The sequence below is a fragment of the Cohnella sp. LGH genome, from assembly GCF_017671885.1.
In the GTDB taxonomy this organism is placed as follows: Bacteria; Bacillota; Bacilli; order Paenibacillales; family Paenibacillaceae; genus Cohnella; species Cohnella phaseoli.
The window spans coordinates 1,070,499-1,095,073 of sequence record NZ_CP072117.1 but is presented as its reverse complement, the minus strand read 5'-3'; the positions used below and the strand labels follow the sequence as shown (position 1 = coordinate 1,095,073).

Annotated in this window: 22 protein-coding genes, 5 tRNA genes and 1 riboswitch; of the genes, 18 read left to right on the top strand and 9 right to left on the bottom strand. The window is 53.7% G+C overall.

The features are described from left to right. Positions 1 to 261: 261 nt before the first annotated feature. Entirely contained in the window at positions 262 to 3,513 is a 3,252-nt protein-coding gene (locus J4772_RS04325; protein WP_371822820.1) for a glycoside hydrolase family 3 C-terminal domain-containing protein, read from the bottom strand. Positions 3,514 to 3,689: 176 nt separating this feature from the next. Between J4772_RS04325 and J4772_RS04320 the strand changes: the two genes are divergently transcribed. The 6 genes from J4772_RS04320 to J4772_RS04295 all read left to right on the top strand — a co-directional run bounded on the left by J4772_RS04320 (position 3,690) and on the right by J4772_RS04295 (position 11,734). After that, complete coding sequence (locus tag J4772_RS04320) at positions 3,690 to 5,492, top strand: sensor histidine kinase (protein ID WP_209074275.1); 1,803 nt, start codon at positions 3,690 to 3,692, stop codon at positions 5,490 to 5,492. After that, positions 5,467 to 6,987 (top strand): response regulator transcription factor, encoded by a 1,521-nt coding sequence (locus J4772_RS04315; RefSeq protein WP_209074274.1) that lies wholly within the window; start codon positions 5,467 to 5,469, stop codon positions 6,985 to 6,987. Before J4772_RS04320 ends, J4772_RS04315 begins: the two co-directional genes overlap by 26 nt. Positions 6,988 to 7,168: 181 nt before the next feature. Continuing rightward, on the top strand, positions 7,169 to 8,131 hold the full coding sequence (locus tag J4772_RS04310) for an ABC transporter permease (RefSeq protein WP_371822819.1): 963 nt from the start codon (positions 7,169 to 7,171) through the stop codon (positions 8,129 to 8,131). Between the two features lie 93 nt (positions 8,132 to 8,224). After that, positions 8,225 to 9,049, top strand: a complete 825-nt coding sequence (locus J4772_RS04305) for a carbohydrate ABC transporter permease (RefSeq protein ID WP_371822884.1) — start codon at positions 8,225 to 8,227, stop codon at positions 9,047 to 9,049. 73 nt (positions 9,050 to 9,122) lie between these two features. After that, positions 9,123 to 10,862, top strand: coding sequence for an ABC transporter substrate-binding protein (locus tag J4772_RS04300; RefSeq protein WP_209074272.1), 1,740 nt, complete (start codon positions 9,123 to 9,125; stop codon positions 10,860 to 10,862). 215 nt (positions 10,863 to 11,077) lie between these two features. After that, a complete protein-coding gene (locus tag J4772_RS04295) occupies positions 11,078 to 11,734 on the top strand; it encodes a nitroreductase family protein (RefSeq protein ID WP_209074271.1) in 657 nt (218 codons plus the stop codon). Between the two features lie 103 nt (positions 11,735 to 11,837). On the opposite strand, the gene cmpA is transcribed toward J4772_RS04295, so the two are convergent. Together cmpA and J4772_RS04285 are read right to left on the bottom strand one after the other, a co-directional pair. Continuing rightward, the gene (cmpA, locus tag J4772_RS04290) at positions 11,838 to 11,987 is read right to left on the bottom strand and encodes a cortex morphogenetic protein CmpA (RefSeq protein WP_116060172.1); all 150 of its coding nucleotides are present in this window, start codon (positions 11,985 to 11,987) and stop codon (positions 11,838 to 11,840) included. 87 nt (positions 11,988 to 12,074) lie between these two features. Then, a complete protein-coding gene (locus J4772_RS04285) occupies positions 12,075 to 12,431 on the bottom strand; it encodes a hydrolase/acyltransferase (RefSeq protein WP_116060173.1) in 357 nt (118 codons plus the stop codon). 129 nt (positions 12,432 to 12,560) lie between these two features. On the opposite strand from J4772_RS04285, the gene J4772_RS04280 reads away from it, so the two are divergent. Further along, the gene (locus J4772_RS04280) at positions 12,561 to 13,055 is read left to right on the top strand and encodes a SprT family protein (protein WP_209074270.1); all 495 of its coding nucleotides are present in this window, start codon (positions 12,561 to 12,563) and stop codon (positions 13,053 to 13,055) included. A 5-nt stretch (positions 13,056 to 13,060) separates the two neighbouring features. Here J4772_RS04280 and J4772_RS04275 read toward each other — a convergent pair whose 3' ends face one another. Both J4772_RS04275 and J4772_RS04270 read right to left on the bottom strand, forming a co-directional pair. After that, positions 13,061 to 14,485 (bottom strand): MFS transporter, encoded by a 1,425-nt coding sequence (locus J4772_RS04275; RefSeq protein ID WP_209074269.1) that lies wholly within the window; start codon positions 14,483 to 14,485, stop codon positions 13,061 to 13,063. 143 nt (positions 14,486 to 14,628) lie between these two features. Next, positions 14,629 to 15,114, bottom strand: coding sequence for a TetR/AcrR family transcriptional regulator (locus tag J4772_RS04270; RefSeq protein ID WP_116060176.1), 486 nt, complete (start codon positions 15,112 to 15,114; stop codon positions 14,629 to 14,631). 246 nt (positions 15,115 to 15,360) lie between these two features. Here J4772_RS04270 and J4772_RS04265 point away from each other — a divergent pair. The 6 genes from J4772_RS04265 to J4772_RS04240 all read left to right on the top strand — a co-directional run bounded on the left by J4772_RS04265 (position 15,361) and on the right by J4772_RS04240 (position 17,346). Continuing rightward, positions 15,361 to 15,436, top strand: a tRNA-Asn gene (locus J4772_RS04265). Position 15,437: 1 nt separating this feature from the next. Next, a tRNA-Ser gene (locus J4772_RS04260) sits at positions 15,438 to 15,528 on the top strand. A 648-nt stretch (positions 15,529 to 16,176) separates the two neighbouring features. Continuing rightward, positions 16,177 to 16,251 (top strand) — tRNA-Glu (locus tag J4772_RS04255). A 3-nt stretch (positions 16,252 to 16,254) separates the two neighbouring features. Further along, positions 16,255 to 16,330 (top strand) — tRNA-Lys (locus tag J4772_RS04250). A gap of 49 nt (positions 16,331 to 16,379) precedes the next feature. Next, a tRNA-Leu gene (locus J4772_RS04245) sits at positions 16,380 to 16,465 on the top strand. Positions 16,466 to 16,623: 158 nt separating this feature from the next. After that, the gene (locus J4772_RS04240) at positions 16,624 to 17,346 is read left to right on the top strand and encodes a VWA domain-containing protein (RefSeq protein WP_116060177.1); all 723 of its coding nucleotides are present in this window, start codon (positions 16,624 to 16,626) and stop codon (positions 17,344 to 17,346) included. Between the two features lie 165 nt (positions 17,347 to 17,511). Then, positions 17,512 to 17,602, top strand: a riboswitch (cyclic di-GMP riboswitch). A 79-nt stretch (positions 17,603 to 17,681) separates the two neighbouring features. Here the strand turns inward: J4772_RS04240 and J4772_RS04235 are convergent. Further along, positions 17,682 to 18,806 (bottom strand): HD-GYP domain-containing protein, encoded by a 1,125-nt coding sequence (locus tag J4772_RS04235; protein ID WP_209074268.1) that lies wholly within the window; start codon positions 18,804 to 18,806, stop codon positions 17,682 to 17,684. Between the two features lie 30 nt (positions 18,807 to 18,836). Further along, on the bottom strand, positions 18,837 to 19,418 hold the full coding sequence (locus tag J4772_RS04230) for an HD-GYP domain-containing protein (RefSeq protein WP_209074267.1): 582 nt from the start codon (positions 19,416 to 19,418) through the stop codon (positions 18,837 to 18,839). Positions 19,419 to 19,522: 104 nt separating this feature from the next. Here J4772_RS04230 and J4772_RS04225 point away from each other — a divergent pair, with 104 nt between their 5' ends. Continuing rightward, complete coding sequence (locus J4772_RS04225; protein WP_209074266.1) at positions 19,523 to 20,476, top strand: tyrosine-type recombinase/integrase; 954 nt, start codon at positions 19,523 to 19,525, stop codon at positions 20,474 to 20,476. A gap of 239 nt (positions 20,477 to 20,715) precedes the next feature. Further along, positions 20,716 to 21,039, top strand: a complete 324-nt coding sequence (locus tag J4772_RS04220) for a hypothetical protein (protein WP_209074265.1) — start codon at positions 20,716 to 20,718, stop codon at positions 21,037 to 21,039. 398 nt (positions 21,040 to 21,437) lie between these two features. Here the strand turns inward: J4772_RS04220 and J4772_RS37480 are convergent, their stop codons facing one another. Continuing rightward, positions 21,438 to 21,518: a putative holin-like toxin gene (locus tag J4772_RS37480; RefSeq protein WP_371822883.1), complete on the bottom strand. Its 81-nt coding sequence runs from the start codon at positions 21,516 to 21,518 to the stop codon at positions 21,438 to 21,440. Between the two features lie 195 nt (positions 21,519 to 21,713). On the opposite strand from J4772_RS37480, the gene J4772_RS04215 reads away from it, so the two are divergent. Both J4772_RS04215 and J4772_RS04210 read left to right on the top strand, forming a co-directional pair. Beyond that, the gene (locus J4772_RS04215) at positions 21,714 to 22,406 is read left to right on the top strand and encodes a FadR/GntR family transcriptional regulator (RefSeq protein WP_209074264.1); all 693 of its coding nucleotides are present in this window, start codon (positions 21,714 to 21,716) and stop codon (positions 22,404 to 22,406) included. Further along, on the top strand, positions 22,403 to 23,611 hold the full coding sequence (locus J4772_RS04210; RefSeq protein WP_209074263.1) for a CynX/NimT family MFS transporter: 1,209 nt from the start codon (positions 22,403 to 22,405) through the stop codon (positions 23,609 to 23,611). Before J4772_RS04215 ends, J4772_RS04210 begins: the two co-directional genes overlap by 4 nt. A gap of 177 nt (positions 23,612 to 23,788) precedes the next feature. Here the strand turns inward: J4772_RS04210 and J4772_RS37475 are convergent, their stop codons facing one another. Further along, entirely contained in the window at positions 23,789 to 24,139 is a 351-nt protein-coding gene (locus tag J4772_RS37475; protein WP_209074262.1) for a helix-turn-helix domain-containing protein, read from the bottom strand. Positions 24,140 to 24,146: 7 nt separating this feature from the next. Here J4772_RS37475 and J4772_RS04200 point away from each other — a divergent pair, with 7 nt between their 5' ends. Then, a complete protein-coding gene (locus J4772_RS04200) occupies positions 24,147 to 24,575 on the top strand; it encodes a choice-of-anchor R domain-containing protein (protein ID WP_305827875.1) in 429 nt (142 codons plus the stop codon).

The following is a 24,575-nucleotide window of genomic DNA, read 5'->3' as shown; positions in this document are numbered from 1 at the left end:
GGCCTTATCATCGCTGAATCGCCCCGGCCCATGCGAATAAGCCCGTTGGGCGGTCTTCTAGCCGCAGAACCCGCTGTATCAGTTGTCCACATTTAAGGTGGATTCTCCGCTTCAGCATTTGGTTGCCCAACTAACATTCTCAGCGATAAATCGTTGATCGCGCCCTCTCATACTTTTACCACAGGAGGAGCGTTTTTTGCTGCCATTTCTTCTTCGGGGCTTGGGGTAAAGTAATTTGTTCTTCAACGGCATAATTGGTCTTTATATGAACCTGAACCAGCTTATAGCCATGCCATCGCCGATCGAAAGCGTTACATCGTATCTTCCAGGCGGAACGGCGACGGAGCACGATACGGTGCGCCAGATTTGCACGTTTGTCGTATTGGCTGAAGCTTCAATAGTCTGTATTATCGCTGCCTCGTATGATCCGTCGGACGAGTTTTCGAAGGTATCGAACCCGGCGGCTTCATGTGGACTATCGGACGAGTTTTTGAAGGGCCCCAACTCGGCTATTCCGCTCGGCCCTTCGAACAAGCTGTCTACGGCTGCAAACTCAACGATCCCGTCTGCTCCCGAGAGCCGGATTTCGATACGGCCTTCTGCGTTCCCAGCGATCCGCGCCTCAAACCGAGTCGCACCAACCGGAAAATCCGCATCCGCAAACATCAGCCAAGCGCCGCCGTCTTTGGCGGACACGGCAGTTCCGCCTTCTATGCATTCGTCCAAGTAAGCCGAGGAATAGTCGTCGTAATTCATTGCGAGCGTTCGCTCGGTCAACTTTCGCGGCGGAATCGTTTCCCCGACGACGGCAAGCGTCGCTTCCAGCCTTCGGTCGGCGGAGGAAGGGCCGACCGCCAACGTCCAGTCCGCAGTTTCGACGCACCAGCGTTCCCGCGTTACATCCCAGAACGCCAGATCCTCCGCCGCAATGCGCAGCGGCACGGCAATCGCGTTTCCTGCCGGAACGGACACGCGTTTAAACGCGAGCAATTGAAGCAGCGGCCGCTTAACGCGCGACGAACGAGCCGTACCGTACAACTGAACCACCTCGTCGCTGTCGATCTCGCTTTCGTTGCGCAGAATCACTTCGACGCTTATCGAGCTAGCCAAGCCTACCGAACCTATCTCTCCGGATTCAAGCCGAAGCTCCTCATAGCGGATGTTCGCATATGTCAATCCGTGGCCGAAGGGAAATTCGGGTTCTCCTTCAAAGTAACGGTAGGTGCTGCATCCCCGGATCAAGTCGTATTCCATAATGTCGGAAAGCTGCTCGACCGAACGATGCCACGTCATGTTTAACCGCCCGGCAGGGGAGACGGTTCCAAGCAAAACATCGGCGATGGCGTTGCCTAGCTCCGGACCCGCATGGGAGGTATAGAGGACGGCTTTCGCCAGTTCCCGCTCTTCTCCTAGTGAGAACGGGTAGCTTCCCACAATAACGACAATTAGGTTAGGGTTGGCCGCAGCCGTCTCGCGAATGAGTCTGCATTGCGCTTCGGGCAGCTCCAGCCCGGGCCGATCGATCGTCTCCTTGCCGTTCACGAGCGGGTGGTTGCCGACGAATACGACAGCTGCCGCTGCGCCTTGCGCGGCCTCGCAAGCCTCCTTCAGGCCGTCGATTGCAATGTCGACGTCGAACGAAACCGTCCTAAGTCCGGAAGCGTGAACGCTCGTCGATTTCTCCGGAACGTCGTGCTCCTCCGGTGAACCGAGCGTCGATTGCAGCACGGACCCGGTTCCATCGACGGTCAGCAGGCCATCGGCAGTCACTCCCACGCAAGCATCGTTCCACGTCCGGAGCCGCCAGCGGCGGACGTCCTCCTCCCGGTCGACGAGAAAAGCCTCTTTCGTAAACCAGCCGAAAATTTCCCGTGAATCGGTCGTCAGATGAACATCGTCCGTCGTCGCATACAGTCCTGTACTCCGGGCGACGAACGTATGGGCGCGCCAGCCCCAGTCCGTAACGGCGAATACTTCTGCCTCTGCAGCGTTGCCGTCTGCGGTAAGCCAGCCCCCCTCGCCAATGCGAACATAGCTTCCGCCCACGGACAATCGAACGCAGTCGATTCCTTCGGCGTAAGGGACGCTGCCCCCGAAAGCTTCCAGCCGCGATCGGATCGCTGCGAGCGGAGTAACAACATAGGGGAGAGTGCCGCTGTACCAGTCGCGATAGACGATATCGGCCAGCGGTCCGATGACAGCCACATGGAAACCCGACTTGTTCGACCCGCATGAAGCCAATGATCCGCATAAATCCATTGACCCGCACGAAGCCAATGACTCGCTCGAAGTCTCAGAACCGCTCATCTCGGCTTCTGCTCCGTTCATAGCCTCCGCGCCGTCCACAGCCCCCGAACCCCTTAAGCCATCCGACGCCCATGAGCCCTCCGAGCCCCTTAAGCCCTCCGAGCCCCTTAAGCCCTCCGACCCCACCGCCAGAGGAAGAGCCCCATCGTTTTTCAAAAGGACGATGTTTTTGAGAGCCGCCTCCAGCGATACGGCCCGATGCTCCGGGGCGAGAATGGCCTCCTCGCCAATGGAGGCGTAGGGGTTATGCCCCGGCGGATCGAATTCGCCAAGCCGCATGCGAACGCGGAACGTGTTGCGAAGCGCGACATCGAGATCGCCTTCCTCCAGCAGCCCCTCCGCAAGCCCGTCCCGAATCGCCTGCTTCACGATGCCGTGGTCGTCGGTAATGCTGTCGATGCCCGCGCGGATCGAGGCTGCGACCGCCTGCTTGTACTCCCCCATGTACCGATGGTCGTTCACCGTACCTAGCACGTCCCCCGCGTCGCTGACAACGAAGCCGTCCATTCCCCATTCCCGCTTAACGACGGCGTTAATATCCGGATTCAGATTGGCCGGCACGCCGTTGACGGAGTTGTAGGATGTCATCATCGACTGAGCTCCGCCCTCGCGAAACGCAAGCTCGAACGCCTTCAAGTAAGACTCCCGCATATTGCGCGGATCGAGACTGACGGAGCGTTCGCCGCGGCCGACCTCGTTGTTGTTGCCGATAAAATGCTTAGGAGACGCGACTGCACGCAGATAAAAAGGGTGATCCCCCTGGATGCCGCGCACGAGCGCCGCCGCCATTTTCCCCGCGTGAATCGGATCTTCTCCGTAGCCCTCGTCGGTTCGCCCCCAACGCGGATCTCGCAGCAAATCCACCGTCGGCGCCCACAGCGTCAATCCGTGCGATGCCGGGTCGTGAGCGAAAAAACCTCTCGCCTCGGTGCCAATCACCCGGCCGACCTCTCGAAGCAGCTCCTCGTCCCACGTACAAGCAAGTCCGAACGGCTGCGGGAATACGGTTGCCTCCCCAAGCCACGCGATGCCGTGCGCAGCCTCCGTACCGTGCTTATATTTCACAATGCCGAGCCGGGGAACGGCCTCCTGGTACTGGCACATCAGATCGATTTTCTCGTCTAGCGTCAGACGGCTAACCAAATCCGCGACCCGCAGCTCCAAGGGGAGTTCGGGATTGCGGAACGGGAAGTCGGTTATGGACACGGGAAGCTCCTCCATTTTTGCGGGCGCAAGAAACCCTCTATTTTCCACCCATTCTATCATTCGCGCGAGGCTCGAAATACCCGCAACATCCGGCATAAATTCATATGAACATCTGGAAAACGCTTGCATTGTTTCAATCGGTCCCCTATAACTAGTAATGAAAGGGGGGGGGCCGGGTGAAGGGGTATGCCAGAAAGTTCAACGACATGAAGCTGCGCAACAAAATGGTATGGTCGTATATGCTTTTTTTCATTCTTCCCTTCATCATCGTCGGTCTCTTCGTCGTTCAGGAATTCCGCCAGACGGCGCTAACGCGAGCGACCGAGCAGGCGGAAGGCACGGTGCAGCGGGTCAAAAGCCGCGTTCAGGAAATGCTCGGCGTGCCGGTGCTGCTGGCCAACCAGCTTTCGCTGGACACGGACTTGGAGGACGTGGCGACGACGCGTTATCAGGATGTTTTTCAGGTTGTGGACGCCTATTGGAGCTATACGAAATTCAAGGTGTTCCTCGATTTCAATTCCGAGATTACGAGAGTGAAAGTGTATGCGGACAATCCGACCTTAATCGATAACTGGGAGTTTACGCCGCTGGACGCTAAAACGGAGCAATCGTTCTGGTATCAATCGGCAATCGGACAGACCGGGCGGCTGGGGTGGTACTATTTTCCTAGCGATTCGCGTTCTTCCTCCAGTATGCTTAGTCTCATTCGCAGCGTTTATTTTCAGAAAACCCGAGCGGTTGGACTGCTTCAGGTCGACGTCAACACGAACGAGCTAAACGCCATTCTGGCGCAGGAGGAGCCCGACATCGTCCTGACCGACGAGCGCGGCGTCGTTGTCGCCTCCAACCGTTCAGCCATGATGGGCAAAAAGCTGGACGAGCAGGAGTGGGGAGAACGCCTCTCCGGTCTGGAGCCGGGCAAGCATGAGCTTGCCGTCGGCGGAATCAGCTCTCAGGTCATCGTAGACGCGCTTAAGCCGGAAAACAGCTATAACGAGCTGAACATCGTGTACGTTTTCCCCCTCGAAAGTATTATGAAAGAGGCGAACCGGATCAGCGTAGTCGGCTTTCAGATTATTTCGGTCGTGTTCGTCGTTGCGCTTGTGCTGATCTATTCGATCTGCACCGTTCTGACGAACCGGCTGCTCAAATTCAGCAAGCAAATCAACAAGGTGTCCATGGGCAATTTCAATACGGAGCTGACCGTGGACGGCAGCGACGAGATCGGACAGATCAAGCGGCAGTTCAATCAGATGGTCGGCAGCATTCGGGAGCTGATGGACGAGGTGCAGGCCTCCCACGAACAGAAGCGGCAGCTGGAGAGCAAGCAGAACGAGATCAAGCTGAAGATGCTGGCGAGCCAGATCAATCCGCATTTTCTCTACAATGCGTTGGAGTCGATTCGGATGAAGGCGCACTTGAAGGGCGAGAAGGAAATTTCCCGAACGGTGAAAATGCTGGGCAAGCTGATGCGCAAAAATCTGGAGCTGACCGGCAAAGAAATCGAGCTGGCCGAGGAGTTCGAAATTGTGCGCTGCTATCTGGAAATCCAGAAATTCCGGCACGAGGATCGGCTCGATTACGAGCTTAGCCTCGATCCGTCTGTGGAGAGGGCGATGCTGCTGCCGCTGCTGATCCAGCCGCTGGTCGAAAATTCGGTCGTGCACGGGCTGGAGAAAGCGGTCGACGGAGGCAAAGTTTCGGTGCGGGCTTATCGAGAAGAGGAGTGGCTGCGGGTCGTCGTCGAGGACAACGGCGTCGGAATGTCGGCAGCCAAGCGGGAGAGCGTGCTGCGTTCGCTCGCCGACCAGGAAGCCAGCCGGATCGGTCTGCACAACATCCAGCATCGGCTTCTCTTGACTTACGGGGAGCGCTCCGGGCTGACGATCGAAAGCGAAGAGAACCGCGGAACGCGCATCAGCTTCGGCATTCCACTCGAAGGGGGAAAAACCTATGCATCAAGTGATGATCGTGGATGACGAGCCGCTCATTCGCGAAGGATTGCGGACGATTATCGATTGGGAGGAGCACGGTTTTCAGGTCGCAACCGTAGCAGCCGATGCGCACGAGGCGCTGCACAAGCTGTCCGAAGCGGTTCCCCGGCTCATGATCGTGGACATTCGCATGCCGGGAATGGACGGTCTGCAGCTGTTGCGAACGATTCGGGAGCAGTGCCGACCGTGCCCGAAGTTTCTCATTCTCAGCGGGCATGCGGATTTCGCATATGCGCGCACGGCGCTGCAGCTGAAGGTGGACGGCTACCTGCTTAAGCCGATCGACGAAGACGATCTGATTCAGCATCTGGAGCGGATTCGCCAATCGCTGCAGGAGGAACATACGGAGGCGACGAGCAGATGGGGGCGAGAGCACGCCATCCAGAGGCTCGTGTCCGGGGAAGCGGAGGGAATGCCTGAACAGGCCGATCCAGGTTGGCCAACCTACGAGATTGTGCTGGTCAGGCTGCTTGAACGCGGAGAGCCGGACGCTTCCGCGGTTTCCCGGATCAAGCGGCGCATGATCGAAAGCTTCGAGGCGGCTAACGAGGGAATCGTCTTCTCGGCCGAGCCGTATTTGGGTGTCATGTTGAAGGAGACGATGAATCGTCCGTCTGCGGCGAGCAAAGTCTATCGCCGAATCGCCAAGTTTTGCGAGGGAAGCGAGTTCGATGCGACGGCGGGCGGGACGGTCGCGGCGCTGAGAGATGCGGGCCGCTCGTTCGAGAGGGCGCGGGAACTGATGAAGCGCCGTTTTCTGTTTGCCGGGGGCGGCATCGTAACCGCGGAGCCTGAGCTGCCAAGCATTCCCGCCGATGAGGCTTCATGCTCCGCTCCCGAGCTGGAGGAGAAGCTTTATCTCGCTCTCGATGCCGCGAATGCCGAACTCGCCGCCGAGGCGCTTCGCGGTCTCGGTGCGCTATGGCTGGCTGCAGGCGCGTCCGAGCAAGAGCTCAAGACCGGCTTCACGACGCGGCTGTCGGCGGCGCTGTCCAAGCTGGCGCAGTCTCGCCCGGAAGCTCGCGAATTCGTGCAGTCGCTCAATTACGAGCTTGCCTCGATCTCCTCGGAGACGAGGTACGGGCTGCTGCTTGCTCGTCTATTCTCCATCTGCGCCAAGGTGGCGGATCGGCTTCGCATCGCCGGGGCCGGACCGGACCTTCAGGTTCAGAAAATGATCGAGCTGATTCACCGCAACAGCGGGGACAATCTGAAGCTGGAAGCGCTGGCCGAGGCGCTGGGCTACAGCAGCTCATATCTCGGCAAGCTGTTCAAGAGCGCCACAGGCGACTACTTCAACACGTATTTGGATAAAGTCAGAATCGAGAAGGCGAAGGAAATGCTCTGCAAAGGGATGAAAGTATACCAGGTAGCGGAGCAGGTCGGCTATGCCAACGTCGATTACTTTCATGCCAAATTCCGCAAATACGTAGGCGAATCCCCCGTTGCCTATCGCAAAAACGCCGCACAATCCCGTTAAGAAAGACAAGCTTGCCGGCAGCAGACCGACTCCGAGCCCCGCAGCAGCGGAACTTGAGAGCCGGTCTTTTTTTCACAGCTTCCCGATGTCTGATTTTTACATGATTATTGATCCAATCCTCCGTGTAGCCGCAAGAATGCGTTTTCATTATGATAGATTCATACAGCAGGGAGGGAAGCTCATGAAAGCGATGCCCGATCGCCGTCCGGCTGCAGAGCCGTTGGCGCCGATCCGCAGAGGAGCGCTTCGCCGCGCGTTCCGTAACCGGTACTTATATTTGATGTCGCTGCCCTTCATCGCCTGGGCGTTCGTCTTCACCTACTTGCCTTTATGGGGCTGGGTGATGGCGTTTCAGAAATACAGTCCAAAGCTCTCGGTGTGGGAGCGGGATTGGGTCGGCTTCGCCAACTTCAGAACGCTGTTCCAGGACGAGACGTTTTACCTGGTCATGCGCAACACGCTGGCTATGAGCTTCATGGCTCTGATCGCAGGGTTTACGATTCCGATCGTGTTCGCGCTGCTGCTCAACGAAGTGAAAAATATGGCCTTCAAAAAAACGGTGCAGACGATTTCCTACTTGCCTCACTTCGTATCCTGGGCGGTCGTCGCCGGCATCGTCTCGAAGATGCTGTCTACGGACAACGGTGCGGTGAACGACTTGTTGATGGCGCTCGGCATTCTGGACGAGCCGGTTCAGTGGCTGGCCAAGGGCAAGTACTTCTGGGGCATTGTCACGATATCCGACGTCTGGAAGGAGACGGGGTGGAACGCGATCATCTACTTGGCGGCAATGGCGGGCGTCGCGCCGGAGCTGTACGAGGCGGCCAAGGTCGACGGCGCGAACCGCTTAAGGCAGATGTGGCACATTACGCTGCCCGGCATTCGTCCGACGATCATCATTCTGATGATTTTGTCGATCGGCAATCTGATCAACATCGGCTTCGAGAAGCAGTTTTTGCTCGGCAACAATCTGGTCGTCGATTACTCCAAGGTGCTCGATTTGTACGCGCTGGAATACGGGATCAAAATCAACCGAATTTCGTTCGCGACGGCGATCAATATGTTTAACTCGGTCGTGGCGATCATGCTGCTCTTTACGGCGAACGGGCTGTTTAAGCGATTTACTAAAGAAAGCGTATTCTAGGAGGGGACTCGCATGTCGGCTCGCAGTATTCGCAGAGGCGTCCCCCGATCCGGCGGGGTCGCCGACGTTCTCATCTATGCCGTTCTCGTCGTTATGGCGATCATTACGCTCTATCCTTTTCTTAACGTGTTGGCCATCTCGCTGAACGATTCGACCGACAGCGTGCGCGGCGGAATTACGATTTTCCCGAGAGTATTCTCGTTGCAAAACTATAAAGCCATTTTCACCTACGATACGCTGCTGACCGGGTTTAAAATCTCGCTGCTGCGGACGGTCGTTGGCTCCTTGCTAGGTTTGATCAGCGCCTCAATGCTCGCTTATTCGCTGGCCCGCCGCGATTTTCAAGGACGCAGATTCGTGTCTCTCTACTTGGCCGTTACGATGTATGTAACTGCGGGACTGATTCCGTTCTATATTTTGATCAAAGATTTGCACATGATGAACACGTTCGCCGTGTATGTGCTTCCGGGCATCGTCAGCGCCTTTAACGTATTCGTCGTCCGTTCGTTCATGGACGGCATCCCTTACGAGGTGCAGGAATCCGCGAAAATGGACGGCGCCAACGATTTCACGATCTACTGGCGCATCATCCTGCCGATGACGAAGCCGGCGCTGGCGACAATCGGCCTGTTCCTGGCGGTCGGCCAATGGAACGCCTGGTTTGACACTTATTTGTACAACGGCTCCAGCGAGCATCTGACGACGCTGCAATACGAGCTGGTCAAGGTGCTGCAGAGCACAATGAACAACTCGGGCGATTACCGTACACAGAACGTGACGCAGATCATGTCAACCGTTTCGCCGGACTCGATAAAAATGGCGATAACGATATTTGTCTCGGTGCCGATTTTGCTTGTATATCCGTTCCTGCAGCGCTATTTTGTCAAAGGCTTGACGCTGGGTTCGGTCAAAGGCTGACAATAAAACCGGTATGATCGGGGAATGCCCGTTATACACATATCGCACCGTAAACTACTTAGGAGGTTAAAAAATGGCAACAAAGAAAAAATGGTCAAACTTGATCTTGAGCGCCACTCTTATTGCGAGCTTGTTGGCCGCTTGCGGCAATAACGGAAACAACGGAGACAGCGGGTCGTCCAGCCAGAACGCGACGTCAGGCTCATCGAGTCCAAACGCGGCATCCGCTTCCCCTTCGGAGGAGAAAATAGAGCCGCTTACACTAACCTTCTACAGCGAGGACGTTAATCCTAACTGGGGCAACTACGAGGACGATATCGGTAAGGTGCTTCAGAAAAAAACAGGCATTACTCTCGATGCGGAATTCGCCGTCGGCGACGCCGTGCAGAAATCGGCGCTTATCGCCTCTAGCGGCGACTATCCTGATCTGATTAGCGCGAAGACGAGCATCAGTAAATTCGTCGATGCCGGTGCGGTTCTGGATCTTACCGACCTGATCGAGCAGCACGCTCCGAATCTTAAGAAGCTGTTCGAGGGACAGATGAACCGGCTCAAGTACAGCGAGTCGGACCAGTCGATCTACGTTATTCCTTCTTATGACGGCATTAATCATCAGATTTTCGAAGCCGGAGGAGGTATGCAACTCCAGCATCGCGTGGTCAAGGAGCTTGGATACCCGACCATTCGCACGGTCAAAGATTTCGAGAATGCGATAAGAGCTTACTTGGAGAAACACCCGAAAGATGCAAACGGCAATCCCAACATAGGCCTTTCGCTAATAGCCGACGACTGGCGTATGTATATTGGCGTAACGAATCCGGCTTTCCTGTCGACGGGAGGCTCCGACGACGGGGAGTACTATGTCGACATCGATACACACCAAGTAACCTATCATTTCCGTAGGCCCATCGAGAAGGAGTATTTCCGCTGGCTTAATCATATGAACGCTGAAGGTCTGCTTGACAGAGAATCCTTCGTGCAAAAATACGATCAGTACAAGGCAAAAATCGCAACCGGTCGCGTGCTCGGTTTAATTGATCAGAAGTGGGACTTCGACGACGGGCAGAAGGCGCTAAAGGCGGAAGGAAAGCTTGATCAGGCCTACGGCCATTATCCGGTCACGCTGTCCGAGGAATACAAACATACGGCGTTCTGGCCGACGGGCTTCACGGGCGGGTCCGGCGTCGCGATTTCGGTCGATAATCCGGACCCGGTGCGCACGATCAAGTTTTTGGACTATCTTGCATCCGATGAAGGTCAAGTACTTGTCACCTGGGGCATTGAAGGCAAGCATTACAACGTCGAGAACGGCAAACGCGTCATTCCGGCGGAAGTGAACAACCGCAAGGTCAATGACGCCATCAACTTCCAGAAGGAATCTGGAATCGGCAACTATGTATTGCTTAGCGGGCACTATGGAGACGGAGTGAAGGATTCTTCCGGCAACTATTATACGACGAGATTCCCGGAGCAACTGATCAGCGATTACAGCGACGTGGAAAAGGAAGTTCTCTCCGCTTACGGAGCGACGATCTGGAAGGATTTATTTCCGAAAGAGGATGAGTTCAAGCTGAAGCCGTGGGGCGCGCTCTGGAACATTCCGATTCCAAGCGAGAGCGATCTCATCGTCCTCGAAGAGAAGCTCAAAAACATAACGTGGAAACGTATTCCCGAAGCGATTCTCGCCAAGCCTGAGCAATTCGACGCGTTGTGGGACAAATATATGCAGGAAATCGAAGCGGCCGGAGTCGAGAAAGCCGAGCAGCTTCGTCAAGAGCTTCTGAACGAGCGTCTGGCTCTCTGGGGTTCCTGATTGGATTCAAACGCCTTGCGGCCGGTCGTCTGACCGGAGCCTCAGGGCGTTTTTTTTCGCGGGTGAGCCGATGAGAATAGTTGGATGCTTGGGGATATTGACAATCGAAAAGAAGAGGAATATACTGTGCATTATTCGAAACAGTTAACTTTTTGAGTTTAACTGTGCTAAAATAAACACAATTAAATTGAGTGATGAAAATGGAGGAAAATCAAATGTCCACGATGCAAGCGGTGCAAACGAAATCCCCGAGCTTTGAAGAAGTCGTTCACGGACGCCGTTCCGTTCGCCACTACGATCCTACTTTCAAAATCACCAAGGAAGAAATGACGGAGATGCTCACGGAAGCGCTTCGGGCTCCTTCCTCTTCGAATCTCCAGCCCTGGCGTTTGCTCGTCATCGATTCGCCGGAGCTGAAGCAGAAGCTGCTGCCGATTGCCTTTAATCAACAGCAGGTGGCCGACGCTTCTGCCGTGATCGCAGTGCTGGGCGATGTGGAAAGCTATAAGCTGGCGGATACGATCTATAACCGTGCGTACGAAGCGGGTCATATGTCGGCAGAGACGAAGGATGCATTTATCGCCAACACTACGAAAAACTACGGCAGCCTGCCGCCCGAAATCGCGCGCAAGATCGTCTACACGGACGGCGGCCTCATCTCCATGCAGATCATGCTGTCGGCCAAAGCAAGGGGCTACGACACGGTGCCGATGGGCGGATACAACCCGCAGCAGTTTACGGAGGCGTTCGGAATCGGTGAGCGTTACGTGCCGATCATGCTGATTGCCATCGGCAAAGCGTCGCAGGAGGGCCATTCCTCGGTGCGGCTTACGGTGGACGAAGTGGTCAGATGGAACGAATTTGATTTTTAATCGCGTTAAAAAAGGATCGCTCCGTTATGCCGAATTTCGGCAGGCGGAGGATCCTTTTTTTGGTTTCGCGATGCGGGCGTCGAAGACGTCCGGCCCGGTTCGTTCAAGGAGTGGAGCCGGCAGATTCTTTCGTTGCCTTGGATTTGTCGGGCTTGCCGCGGTAGTAAAACCAGCAATCGTTCAACAGACGGATCTGCCTGCGGTCTTTCTTCTGAAAAGCGGACATCAATTGATTGCAAAGCCATTGAGGCATCGAAAATCGTCCTCCTCCCACCATGCTGTATTCCTAGCATATGGGAGTGGGCGGATGACCGTGCAGGTCCGAATCGGATTTACTGGCCTAGAGAAGATCCTCTTCCTCGTACCACTGTTCCAATTGGGCTTGCAGAGCGCGAATCTCGGTTAACAGCGCAATCAGCGGGTAGGCGCTTTCGCGAATCGAAGCGAACGTGCGCTCCAACTCGTTAACGTAGTGCAAGCCTCCGATCGGCGCTTGCTTCTCGTCGAGCAGCTCGAGCTTATGAAACTCGGCGATGGCCCGAGGCAGCTTCGGCACGTTGTCGGCGGTCAGCTTGGTCAGCTCTTTATGAAGACGCAGATTCAAGGCGCTAAGTTGGTAAGCGTGAGATGCGGGCATCTCGACAAAATCGAGATTTCCTTGCTCGTGCTGCAGCAGGACGTAGGACATTTCTGGCATGTAACGCAGTCTCCCCTCAACCATTTCTACTTGACAGTGTAGCCCAACAGGGGGCTACAATTCAAGTAGGTCAAGCTTGGGAAGGCGTCTTGGGGCGGCTTCGGTAAGACCCGGGGAGGGATTGCTGAAATGGAAGATCAGGAGCTGCAGCGGTGGGTCGAAAGAGTGTCGTTGGCCTATTTCGACCGGCCGTTCCTGCACAAGGCTACTTATAATTCGCGGCTGCGATCGACCGGCGGTCGCTATTTTACGCAAAGTCACAATATCGAGATCAGTCCGCATCAACTCGAAGCGTACGGCATCGAGGAGACGGAGGCGATTATCAAGCATGAGCTGTGCCATTATCATCTGCACTTGCAGCGCAAAGGATACCAGCACCGCGACGCGGATTTTAAGCAGCTGCTCGCGAAGGTAGGCGCTACGAGGCACTGCCGGGCTCTTCCCGGAGCGACAAGGCGGCTCCCGGTGAAGTATTTGCTCGTCTGTCAGGCGTGCGGCATGCAGTATCCTCGCAAACGCCGCACGGACCCCAGAAAATACGCGTGCGGCAAATGCAGAGGCAAGCTGAAGCTGTATGAAGCGGTTCCTGCGCCCGCACCTGGGGATGCGGGCGCGCGGCGCTAAGGCGACTAGACGGCGGAAGGCGACTGTTTGGCCGCATTCGGGGCCGATTTGCCCGAGGCGGATCGACCTCGCACGAACAGGGCAATGCCGAGCAGCGCGATCGCCATCATCAGCGACCCGGCTCCGAGGCTGGGCACGATATGATCGGCGAAATCCTGCGGAGAGCGAATAGCCGAGCCCGATTGAAAGATCAAACCTCCGATCGCGATGCCGAATACGCCGCCAAGCTCACGCGTCGCGTTCCCGACGCCGCTTGCCTCGCCTACGGCTTCCTCTGGGGCGGAAGAGATCAGGCCGTGCGAGAGCGGCGTGAAGCTGAGGCCCATTCCGGTGCCGGCGAGCATCATTGGGCCGAGCATCTCGATAAACGGGAAGTCAAAGCCCCGAGCCCGGATAAGCAGTGCAAACCAAGCCAGCGCGGCGGTCTGGAACAACAGTCCCGCCATTAGCACGTTGCGGTTGCCGAGATGGCTGATGGCGAGTCCCGCAAGCGGCGCAGCGATCATCGTCATCGTCGTCCACGCCATCTCTCTTACGCCCGCCTGCAGAGGCGTAAAGCCTTGCGCCTGCTGCAGGAACAGGGTGAGCAGGAAGATTGCGCCGAACACTCCGGCGTTCATCCAGAAGCCTGCGAACGTATAGAAGAAGTAAGCTCGGCTGCGGAACAGATCGAAGCGCACGAGCGGGACGCGGCGCGTTCTTTCCCAGAAGTAGAACAGAACGAGCAGCAGCAGCCCAAGCGCGAGCGAGCCGACGACGATCGGCGTTTCCCAGCCCTCCGAATTGCCTCTCTCCAAGCCGAAAATCAACCCAAACAATCCCGAGGTCAGCAGCAGCACGCCGACAGGGTCCAGCGGCTTGCGGACGCCGCGCGATTCTCCGAGCCATTTCAGACCGAACAAGAGAGCGAGTACGCCAATAGGCACATTTACATAGAAGATCATCTGCCACGGCGCCCCTTCCATAATCAAACCGCCTACAAGCGGGCCGACGCTAAGGCCCAGCCCGGATATTCCCGACCACAGACCGATGGCCGCAGCCCTCTTCTCAGGAGGAAACGCGGAATTCACAAGCGTCAGGCTAAGCGGCACGACGGCGGCGCCTCCGACGCCTTGGAGCGCGCGGGATAAAATCAGCGCAAGCGACGAGTCGCTGAGGCTGCACAACAGCGATCCCAGCGTAAAAACAACAACTCCCGCAAGAAATACTTTTTTCCTCCCGATTGACTCTCCCAATACGCTAAACGGAATGAGCAGGACGGCGAAAGCAAGCGTGTAGGCGTTCATAAACCATTCGAGGTCGGATAACGAGGCGTTTAAGTCGCTCTGAATAGAAGGAAGGGCGACGCCGATGACCAGATTGTCGAGCATAGCCATGAACAGTACGATACAGGTGACGACTAACAGACGGATTCGCGAAGCTGTGAACATAAGATCTCTCCTCTTTTATTTATTGATAAATAAATAAAAATTGAAAAAAAAGGACTGTCCCGTAAGCAGAGTTGCTTAAGATAATCGATAAAAAGGTGTAAACTCCTTAATTGTCGATTATCTTTCAGAACAACTAAATATGCTTAGGGGGCAGTCTCGCACCACGGATTCAGCTTGGGCAGTTCCAGCACTTCAGACAAAGTAACGGTTAGCCCGGTTGCGATGAAGCTGCTTGCCTCCCATTGGGGGTTCGGGATTCCGGCTTTCATAAAACGCTCCAACAGACGGTCGTAAATGAGCGAATATTTTTCCTTCGCAAATTGCCTGACGGCCGGCTCCGGCGTTGTGAAGCTTTGCATCAGCAGCAGCATTTCGTTGCGCTGGGAGTGAAGCAAGAGGTCGAACTGCCGACCCATCTCCTTGCTGAGTTGGTCCGGAGGAGCATCGACCGCGAAAAAATGCTGCATCATCCGCTCGAACGCCTTCTCCAGGACGGCTAAGTAAAGCTGTTCCTTCGTTTTGAAAAAGTGGAACACATACGGCTGAGTCACACCTACGGCGTTGGCAACATGAGCAGTCGTTGTTTTGTAGTAGCCCTGGGAGGCGAACAATGCTGCTGCGCTTTGCATGATTTGGTCTTTACGGCTTGCTGCGAGTTCTTCGTTAGGGCTCAGGGGGCATCGACTCCGTTGGTTTTTTTATTTATTAATCAATAAATAACATAAAGACAAGAGTTGGGTCAACTCATTTTGGAAAATGAGGGGCGTTTTTTCTTATGGAAAGGCCGAAAAAAAGAAAAGAAAAAAACTTCCGCGAAAGCCTTGACTTAATGTTGAGGTCATGATAAATTATTACTTGTCGCTTTTGAAAAACATTCCCTGATAGCTCAGTTGGTAGAGCACTCGACTGTTAATCGAGTTGTCACAGGTTCGAGTCCTGTTCGGGGAGCCATGGGGAGATACCCAAGTGGCTATAAGGGGCTCCTCTGCTAAGGGAGTAGACGTGTCATGCGTGCGAGGGTTCGAATCCCTCTCTCCCCGCCACCCATGGAAATCAAAAAAAGACGACATAAAGGGAGTCCGCAGCCAACGCTGTCGGGCTCTTTTTGATTTTTACATCATTTTAAAAGAAATAGCTTGCTTCCTAAGCTCCCTTTTCGAATGGGGCGGAAGAATTAAAGCGGAAAAGCCGCGTTGATTTCGAAGAAAAGGGGAAAAACGTCGATTTAAAGCAGAGAACCTGCTTTATTTTCTCGAAATAGGCGAATCTGAAAAAATAAAGCGGAAAAGCCGCCATGTTTGCTTTGAGAAAGGTGCGGTCGTACATTTAAAGCGGGATTTCCGCTTTAGTCTGAGAGGTCGTCTCTGGGTGTCTGTCCGTGACAAGCGAGCAAGGTGCAAGTAGACCACATGCAGGTCAGGAACAATGCAGTTTCTCAAGAATGAGCAACTTTCGATGCCGAACCAATCGCCTTCCGCCTGCCTCTTCACGTTACTGTCATTCCCCATTATATAGGTCATTTTTCAACGCATCATTTGGTTCAAGTTACGTAGTCGAAGTGGCTTCAAAAAAAAGAAATAAAAAAAGTACATTTTTTCTAAAAAGGGGCTTGCCTTAGGCGGATGTTTCAGATATAATCATTTTTGTCGTCTGAAACGGACAGCGTTAAAGCGCAAGAGTAAATGGCCTATGGCCCCTTGGTCAAGCGGTTAAGACACCTCCCTTTCACGGAGGTAACAGGGGTTCGAATCCCCTAGGGGTCACCATGAGAGCCATTAGCTCAGTTGGTAGAGCACCTGACTTTTAATCAGGGTGTCGAAGGTTCGAGTCCTTCATGGCTCACCAGTGTTTCTCTGGCAGGCATTTTCCTTAATCAGACGACATTCTATAATATGCGGTCGTGGCGGAATGGCAGACGCACCAGCTTGAGGGGCTGGCGGTAGCAATACCGTGGAGGTTCGAGTCCTCTCGACCGCACCATAACTAAGAAGCTGAAATCCCTTGATACGTGAGGGATTTTTTTATTTGCGAAAATAGATCTACATCCGGCAAGCACTGTCATTGCCATGAAGAAAAGCGTTCAATATAATGAACTTTAAGACTTGTTTCCAATAGATGAAATGCGGAGGACGTTTTCAATGAGTATCGATCTGGCGAAGAAGAACTTCATTGAACTCAAGAAAAAGGCTGATGATGTTGCGTCTAGTCTTGGACTTGGAAATCAGAAGGCAAAAGTGGCGTTAGCATTGGATATATCCGGTTCAATGGCGTCCACTTTCAAGAATGGAACCGTTCAAAAGGTAGTCGAAGAGCTTTTGGCTCTAGGCGTTAAGTTTGACGACAATCAGGCTATCGACATTTTTCTATTCGGGCAGCATGACTATGAAGTCGGAGAATTGGTAGAGTCTAATTTCTACGGGTATGTGGATAATAAAATCGTTAAAAGTTATCCTCTTGAGGCTGAGACGAGATATGCTGGCGTGATTAATCGGATCGTAAAGAAATATACGACGGAGAAGAAGGGGTTTTTCCGTAAGGCCACAGCCATCAATGGGCCTCTAGAGGAACCGGTATTCGTTATTTTCATTACTGACGGGGATAATCAGGACAAGCCGCAGACAGAGAAAGCGATTCGAGCTGCTTCGAAATTGGGGATCTTCTGGCAGTTTGTCGGAATCGGAAATGCCGGATTTCAATTCCTTGAAAAGCTGGACAACTTAAGCGGAAGATTCGTGGACAATGCTAACTTTTTTAAGATTAACAATATTACCAAGATTGATGAAACGAGTCTTTACACCAAGCTGCTTCAGGAGTTTCCAGACTGGATCAAGACGGCAAGAGAGCATCAACTCATTAATTAGAAAGCAAATTCTGTTAGATAATTAGCTATTGTCGCAACAGAGGATGACCCCTTGAGCTTGGCGGCCGAGGAGGTCATCCTCTGTTGTCCTACCAAAGTCTTCCTACCAAAGTATTGAATAGGAAGGCGTTTATAGGTATAATGATCCTGTGTTTGACCGAGGACTTACCGATAACGGCAAACCCGCTCGAAAGACGGGGGCGCAAAGCTTCAGGCCTAAAGGACGGATTCTGTCCCATGGTAGCTGAGCCGCCGAAAATGACCGGATCTTCCACAACTTGCTTACGAACAACATGACCAGACCGTTCCTGATTTCGGAACGGTCTTTTTGTATGGTTACAGGGCCGTGTCTACGATAACCAGATCGAACTGCGCCCTCAGATCGATCTCATAGGGGGATGTTACGGGGCTTCCGTCTCCTTCCCGGATAATTTTGACGATTGGACGCTGGACGAGAGAGGAATCGACCGAAGTGATGACCGCCGTCTGCCCGCTGTTGAGAACGACGCGGCTTCCGACCGGATAGATGGAGATGTGCCCGACGAACAGCTTGACGAGCGATAAGTCGAACATGCGATCTCCGGAGCCGAGCAGAAATTCGACGGCGTCCCTCTTCGTGTAGGAGCTGCGATGGTGTCGCCGGGACACGAGCGCGTCGTAGGTGTCGGCAAGGGCGATAATTTGAGCGAACTCGTGAATATTGGAACGGCTGAGTCCCGACGGATAACCGGAGCCGTCATATCGTTCATGGTGCTGAAGGGCGCATATCGCGGCTGCACCGGGCAGGTCGGATCGATGGACAAGCATCTGATGGCCTTCAACCGTATGGCGCTCGATAAGCCCTCGGTCGTAATCCGTCAGCCGGCCTTTCTTGGTCAGCAGTTCATCGGGAAGCTGGGTCATGCCGATGTCGAACAGTAGAGCCGAGACGATCAGATCGTGAAGCGGCTCGATGGAGTATTGCTTGGCGAAGCCGATAATTGCCGACAGGGTGGCGACGTTGAGCGTATGCTCGAACAGCATCGGGTCCTTCATATGAAGCAGAGTTAGCCTATCTTTAATGAAGCGATGATCGGACAACTCTTTCAGTAACGTCTGATAGATTCGCACGAAGCGGTCGCCGAGCATCGGCACGGACAGCTGCTGACGGATGAGCGGGTTGCCGATGAGTCTGGCGAACGCTTCGTCGACCGCCTTTTTGGAAGCGGCGGAGTTTCTCTTCCTGTTCGGCCTCTCTTGCGAAGCGGAGGCGTGTGAAGCGATGGCTGGCGATGACTCCGCTCCCTGAGTTCTGGAAGAGGCGTCTTCCTCGACATAGATGTCCGTAATGCCCAGCGTCCGCAATCGTTCGATATATTTGTCGGTCAGCTGCGTTCCGGCCCCCAGCATAACCATCCCGTTTTTGTTCAGTACCGGCTTGGCTAACGTTTGTCCGGGACGGAGAGTAGCGGTTGGTTTCATAGTTTTCGACCTGCTTTCTGTTCGGCGTCTTTAACGATAACGCCGTATTTTTTCAATCGCGATTTCCGGAATGGAGAAGAACAGCTCGACGGAGGCCGGGTCGAATTGATGTCCACTCTGCTTTCTAAGCTCGTCCGCCGCTTCTCCCATCGTCTTGACCCGATTGTAGGACCGGGATTGCACCATGGCGTCGAAGGAATCGAAGACGGCGCACAGGCGAGCCCAAGGCGGAATGCTCTCGCCGCTAAGCCCGTCCGGATATCCCGTTCCGTCCCAGCGCTCATGATGGGAGCGCACGGTCGCAATCATTCTCGGGTCCCGCCAGCCGAGCCGGCGAACAAGGCGAACGCCGAGGAGCGGGTGCTCGCGAATCCGCTCCCGTTCCCGTTCGTCGAGCGGGAGTCGTTTGACGAGCAGCTCCCGAGGAACGAGAAGCTTTCCGATATCGTGAAAGCTGCAGGCGACGGTGAACATCCGTTCTTCGTCCTCCGGCATTCCGAGCTGTCTGGCGGCGGCTTGAGCCAGCAGGCCTACCCGTACGCTGTGCGAGAAAGTCGCGGGATCTTTCCGCAGTCCAAGGGCATGAAGCTCGGAGCGAATCAGGTTCGACATCCTTTAAATTCTCCTTTCTTGTTTCATGGCGGCTCCGCCGCCCGACAAGCGAGGTCGAACAATAGTGATTGTTCGAAGTTCACCGATAGAAAGGAGCCAATGACATGAATGCGGAACGCAAGCTCTCGAGCGGATCGGCCGTTTTGGACGAAGAGCAGGTGATCCAGAGCTTCCTGGCCGGGTATCATCGGCCGAATACGATCCGTAATTACGAACGGGCGCTTCGCCGTTTTCGATCGTTCATCGGGGAAACCCCTTTGGGAGAAGCCACTTGGCACGATCTGGAGCGATACAAATCTTCCTTGCTGCGGGGAACGTCCGCGAACAAACCGCTGAACGCTTCAACTATCGCCAGCTTGATCGCGCCGCTGCGCTCGTTTTACAGATGGGGGAGCGACGCCAATATCGCGTTGTTCTCGCATAATCCCGCCTCGTCCATCCGGTTGCCTAAGGTGCGGGTAACAAGCGGGCATCATTTTCTGACCCAGCGCGAGCTGACCGTATTGCTGACTTATCTGAGCGCCAAGAGCGTGCGGGAATGGATGATGGTTCTTTATATGGTCATACTGGGACTAAGGGTATCGGAGCTGGTGCAGATGAGATGGGGCGATGTGGTTACGGACCCGCTGGAGAGCGGCGCGTGGCTGACCGTCGCGGACGGCAAGGGAGGCAAGACGAGGCAGGTGAAAATGCCTGAGGCGTTATGGAAGCTGCATAACGACCCTTCCATCCGGCTGAAGCTGCATGGCGGATCTGCTCAAGTGAACCGGCAAGGCCGGATTTTTCCAATTACGTCCCGTCAAGTAGAGCGCATCGTTAACAGGGCGAGCAGGGAGTGCGGGATTTCCAAGCCGGTGACGCCCCATTGGCTTCGGCATACGAATGCGACCATGGCGCTGCTGAACGGCGCATCGCTTCAACAAGTGCAGCAGACGCTGGGGCACGTGCAGATCAATACGACGCAGCGCTACCTGCACACGGTTGAGCTGATGAAGAAAGCCGCTCCGGATTTCGTGGCCGAAAGCATGCACGGTGTGTTGAAAAATGTATTGTTATGAAAGATTCAGTCGTTTATAATGAGTAACAAAGAAGGGATAATCAAGCAAAAAAATGTCGAACAATCACTATTGTTCGACATGATTATCATACCCTATTCGCCGGTCTTCATACATCGGCTCATAGGAAGGCCATGAAGCCGGCGGAGCGAACCCGTCGGCTTTTTGTGCGACAGTCAGTCGCATCTTTACGTACGATGTTTTTTATATATATTTTCCAAAAATAGAAATGAGATGTTTTAATGGCGGTTACATTATTTCTTGCAGAATCAATTGATGAATGTCGTGAAGACTCAGAATATGTTCACTTCGATGATGAGATCCATCATATTATTTACATTGAAAGAAATAAGTTGCCGGTAAACAGTGAAATTCTTTATTCACTTGATCCATATGGAATTGAATTATTCGATATGGATAAAATAAAACAACTAAAAAACGTGACGTCTCAGTTAATTCAGCACAATGAAGGAGATGAACGAATAGTTACTTTTTTATGTAATCTTACCAAGTTGTGCGATATTGGAATAAAGCAAAACAAAAGGATATTATCTCTCGGCGATTAAAAAGTGATTTATCTCAATACCCGAATTGATAATGATCTTGAGCAGATTTCAGACTCCTTGAGAGAGAAGGCCAGAGAAGGCGATGAAAAGAGCATTAAGTTACTCCTTCAACTGGGCAAAGACATCAGATGAAGCCAGGGAACTAGAAGCTGAAGACCAGGATGAAGAAGACGGGTTAGAGTGCTGATTCAGTTAAGTGTAATACGATTTGTATTACACTTTTACATTACATTATGGTAAAATTCAAGCTAGAAAGTATTATACGTTATTGAGTAACGTATAATATGCTAAAGGAGCCGTGCGACTAACACGACTCCCCCACAACAGCCGCTTTTAAGGGCGGTAGGCTTAATAGGTAATCAGCCGCAAATAAACCGATTCCTTTGGTCGAGGGCGGTTTATTTGCGTTTAAAGGACAGTATCGCAACGATTAGCGAACCAAACGTTAGCATAAGTATTAGTGCTTCGAATACTGTCATGGGCATCACCTCCCTTCCGGGAGACTAGCCAACCGCCCTCAAGCCTATACTGTTGTGAATTCAAATTATACCATATTTTGTTGATATCGATGCTTGTTTTTAGGCAAGGAGTTGTCCCCACCATATAATCTATGTTAAAATACCAATTAACCAAACATCCTATGTTTGATAAATAGATGAAATGAGGACTAACGTATGCTACAGAAAACAAGTCGGCTGACGCTGGTCGAGCAAGTCGCATTGCAAATGGAAAGACAGATCGAATCCGGCAAGTGGGCCGTCGGGATGCGTATTCCGGCAGAGCCGGAGTTGATGGTCGAATTGAATGTTAGCCGCAATACATTAAGGGAAGCTATTCGGGCGTTGGTCCATGCGGGACTTTTGAAGACGAAGCAGGGGGACGGAACGTACGTCTGTTCTTCGAGCGTGCTGGGAGTCGTACTGCAAAAACGAATCATGCGCTCCGATTCGCTGCAGACGTTGGAAGTCCGGCATGCGCTCGAACGCGAGGGAGCCCATCTGGCCGCACAACGCAGAACGGACGAAGAGGCGCGAGAGCTTCTTCTCCAACTGGAACGCTGGGAGGGGGCGGCAGCACGCGGCGACATGGATGGGGTTGTAACGGAGGATATTCGTCTTCACCAAGGTATCATCGCGGCGTCTCATAATGAAATCTTGATCGAATTATACAACCATATCGCGGACGCGTTACAAGATTTGATTACAAGCATAACTCGTTATGAAGCCGATACGGATTTTTTGTTGATACACAGACAACTGGTCGAAGCGATTGTCGATCAAGACGCCGATCGTGCCGTGGCAACGGTTCAACGCTATATTTCGGAATCGAAAGCCGTTCTTGAGATCAAAGGAGACGAACGGCTATGAGCGTATCAAGCGAAACGAAGTCAATGATGGCGAAAAAGTCGATGTCGGTGGGGTGGCCGATCATCCTCGGAATCGTCCTGATCGCACTGACCATGAGGTCGCCGCTAACGTCGGTAGGCCCGTTGGTCGGCTCGATTCGCGAATCCCTCGGACTGTCGAATGCTGCGGCAGGTTTGCTCACTACACTGCCATTGCTTGCTTTCGCGCTGCTCTCACCGTTCGCCCCCATTCTGGCGCGCCGCTTCGGGGTGGAGCGGACCTTGCTTTATGCGCTGATCTTACTCATGGCGGGTATCGCAATCCGTTCGATGACCGCAACCGCTTCTTTGTTTATAGGCACTGCCTTGATCGGGCTGGCGATTGCGGCGTGCAACGTGCTCATTCCAAGTCTGGTCAAACGGGATTTTTCTCATCAAGTCGGCCTCATGACCGGCGTTTACTCCGTGTCCATGAATTTATGCGGGGCGATCGCGTCCGGTATGAGTATCCCGCTCGCCCGTAACCTCGGTTTCGGCTGGAATGGCGCGCTCGCCATTTGGGGCATACTCGTTCTGTTGGTTGCGCTATTCTGGTTGCCTCAAGCTCGGACGAGTCGGGCGTCTGCCGGGACAGCGACGAGCGGTGCGTCGAAGCGCCGAAGTCTGTGGCGTTCGCCGCTGGCATGGATGGTTACGATTTTTATGGGGACGCAGTCTCTCTTATTCTACGTTTTGATCGCTTGGCTGCCCGAAATCATGACAAGCCGGGGTTTGGATGAAGACAGCGGCGGTTGGATGCTGTCGCTGTTTCAGATTGCTGCGCTGCCCGTAGCGTTCATTGTGCCGATCGTAGCGGGACGCATGAAGAACCAACGTTTGCTGGTCATCATCATGACGGTTCTGTTGTTTGTTTCACTGGGAGGTCTTTATTTCGGAGGAAATGCCTTCATTTCCTTGTGGACCGTTTTACTTGGAATTGGCGGGGGATGTGCGTTCAGCTTGGCTATGATTTTTTTAAGCCTGCGAACGAAAGATGCCTTCGATTCCGCTTCTCTGTCCGGCATGTCGCAATCGGTCGGATATTTGCTGGCGGCAACCGGACCGATCTTGTTCGGTTTGCTTCATGATATCACAGCAAGCTGGAACCCTCCGCTGTTGCTGCTGCTTGGCGTTAGCACTCTATTGCTCCTGGCCGGCTTGGGCGCTTCCAGAAATCGCACGGTATAAGGCACAAGAAGCGGTCCGTTTGCTCGGTGGTGCTGCCCAGAAGCGGAATCGTGCCCGGAAAACCGCCGAATGCCCTCGGCAGAGACGGACAGAGCTCGCAGTTCATGTCTGCCGGGCCGGCCTTATATGGGAGATCGGAACGCTACCGCGTCGCCGGTTACAGGACGAATACTGTCCTCAATCAGCCGGCGCCGGTTTCGTAACCTTAGCCAAAGCTTTCCTATACTCAATAGGATACACGCCTACGAACTTTTTGAAAATATTCGAGAAATAGGTGACATTGGTGAACCCGATCATCGTTGAAATTTGATTCGATTTCAAAGTCGTTTGGGCGAGCAATTCCTTGGATTTTTCGATCCGTATGCGGTTTAGATAATTGGAGAACATATCTCCGGTTGTTTTCTTGAACAATTGACCCAGATAGGCGGTACTGACGTTAAACGTATTGGAAAGTCTACTCCAATTCTCCAGCGACCACTTGGTACATGGTCGACGATGTGCAATTTTATGCCAATTCGGTTTCTGCACCTTCTGAATATGTAGGTCTAGTGACACCCGGCAGCAAGACGGAAACGACGGCGGACAACAATTTTGTAGCGACGAAGGCGATTGCCGGGCAAGATTTAACCGCGACCAACTTGAACTTATACGTGGCTTCCGGCGCGGCAGCAAAGTCAGAATGGCGCTATACAGCGACAATAGCGGCAATCCGGGGACATTGCTCGCGGAAACGCCGGAAATCACGCTTTTTAACGGATGGAACCAAGGAACGATTCCTTCCACAGCGTTAACGGAGGGTACGCCGTATTGGCTGGTATTCGTTCTAAGTCAAACGGGAAACGTGCTGACGTATAATCCGCCTGTTCAATACACGAGCTACACGTATCCGACGTCGCTGCCTGCCGCAGCCCCAACCGGACTAACGAGTAACGGCGGCACCTATGCGTTCTATGCTTCGAATTAG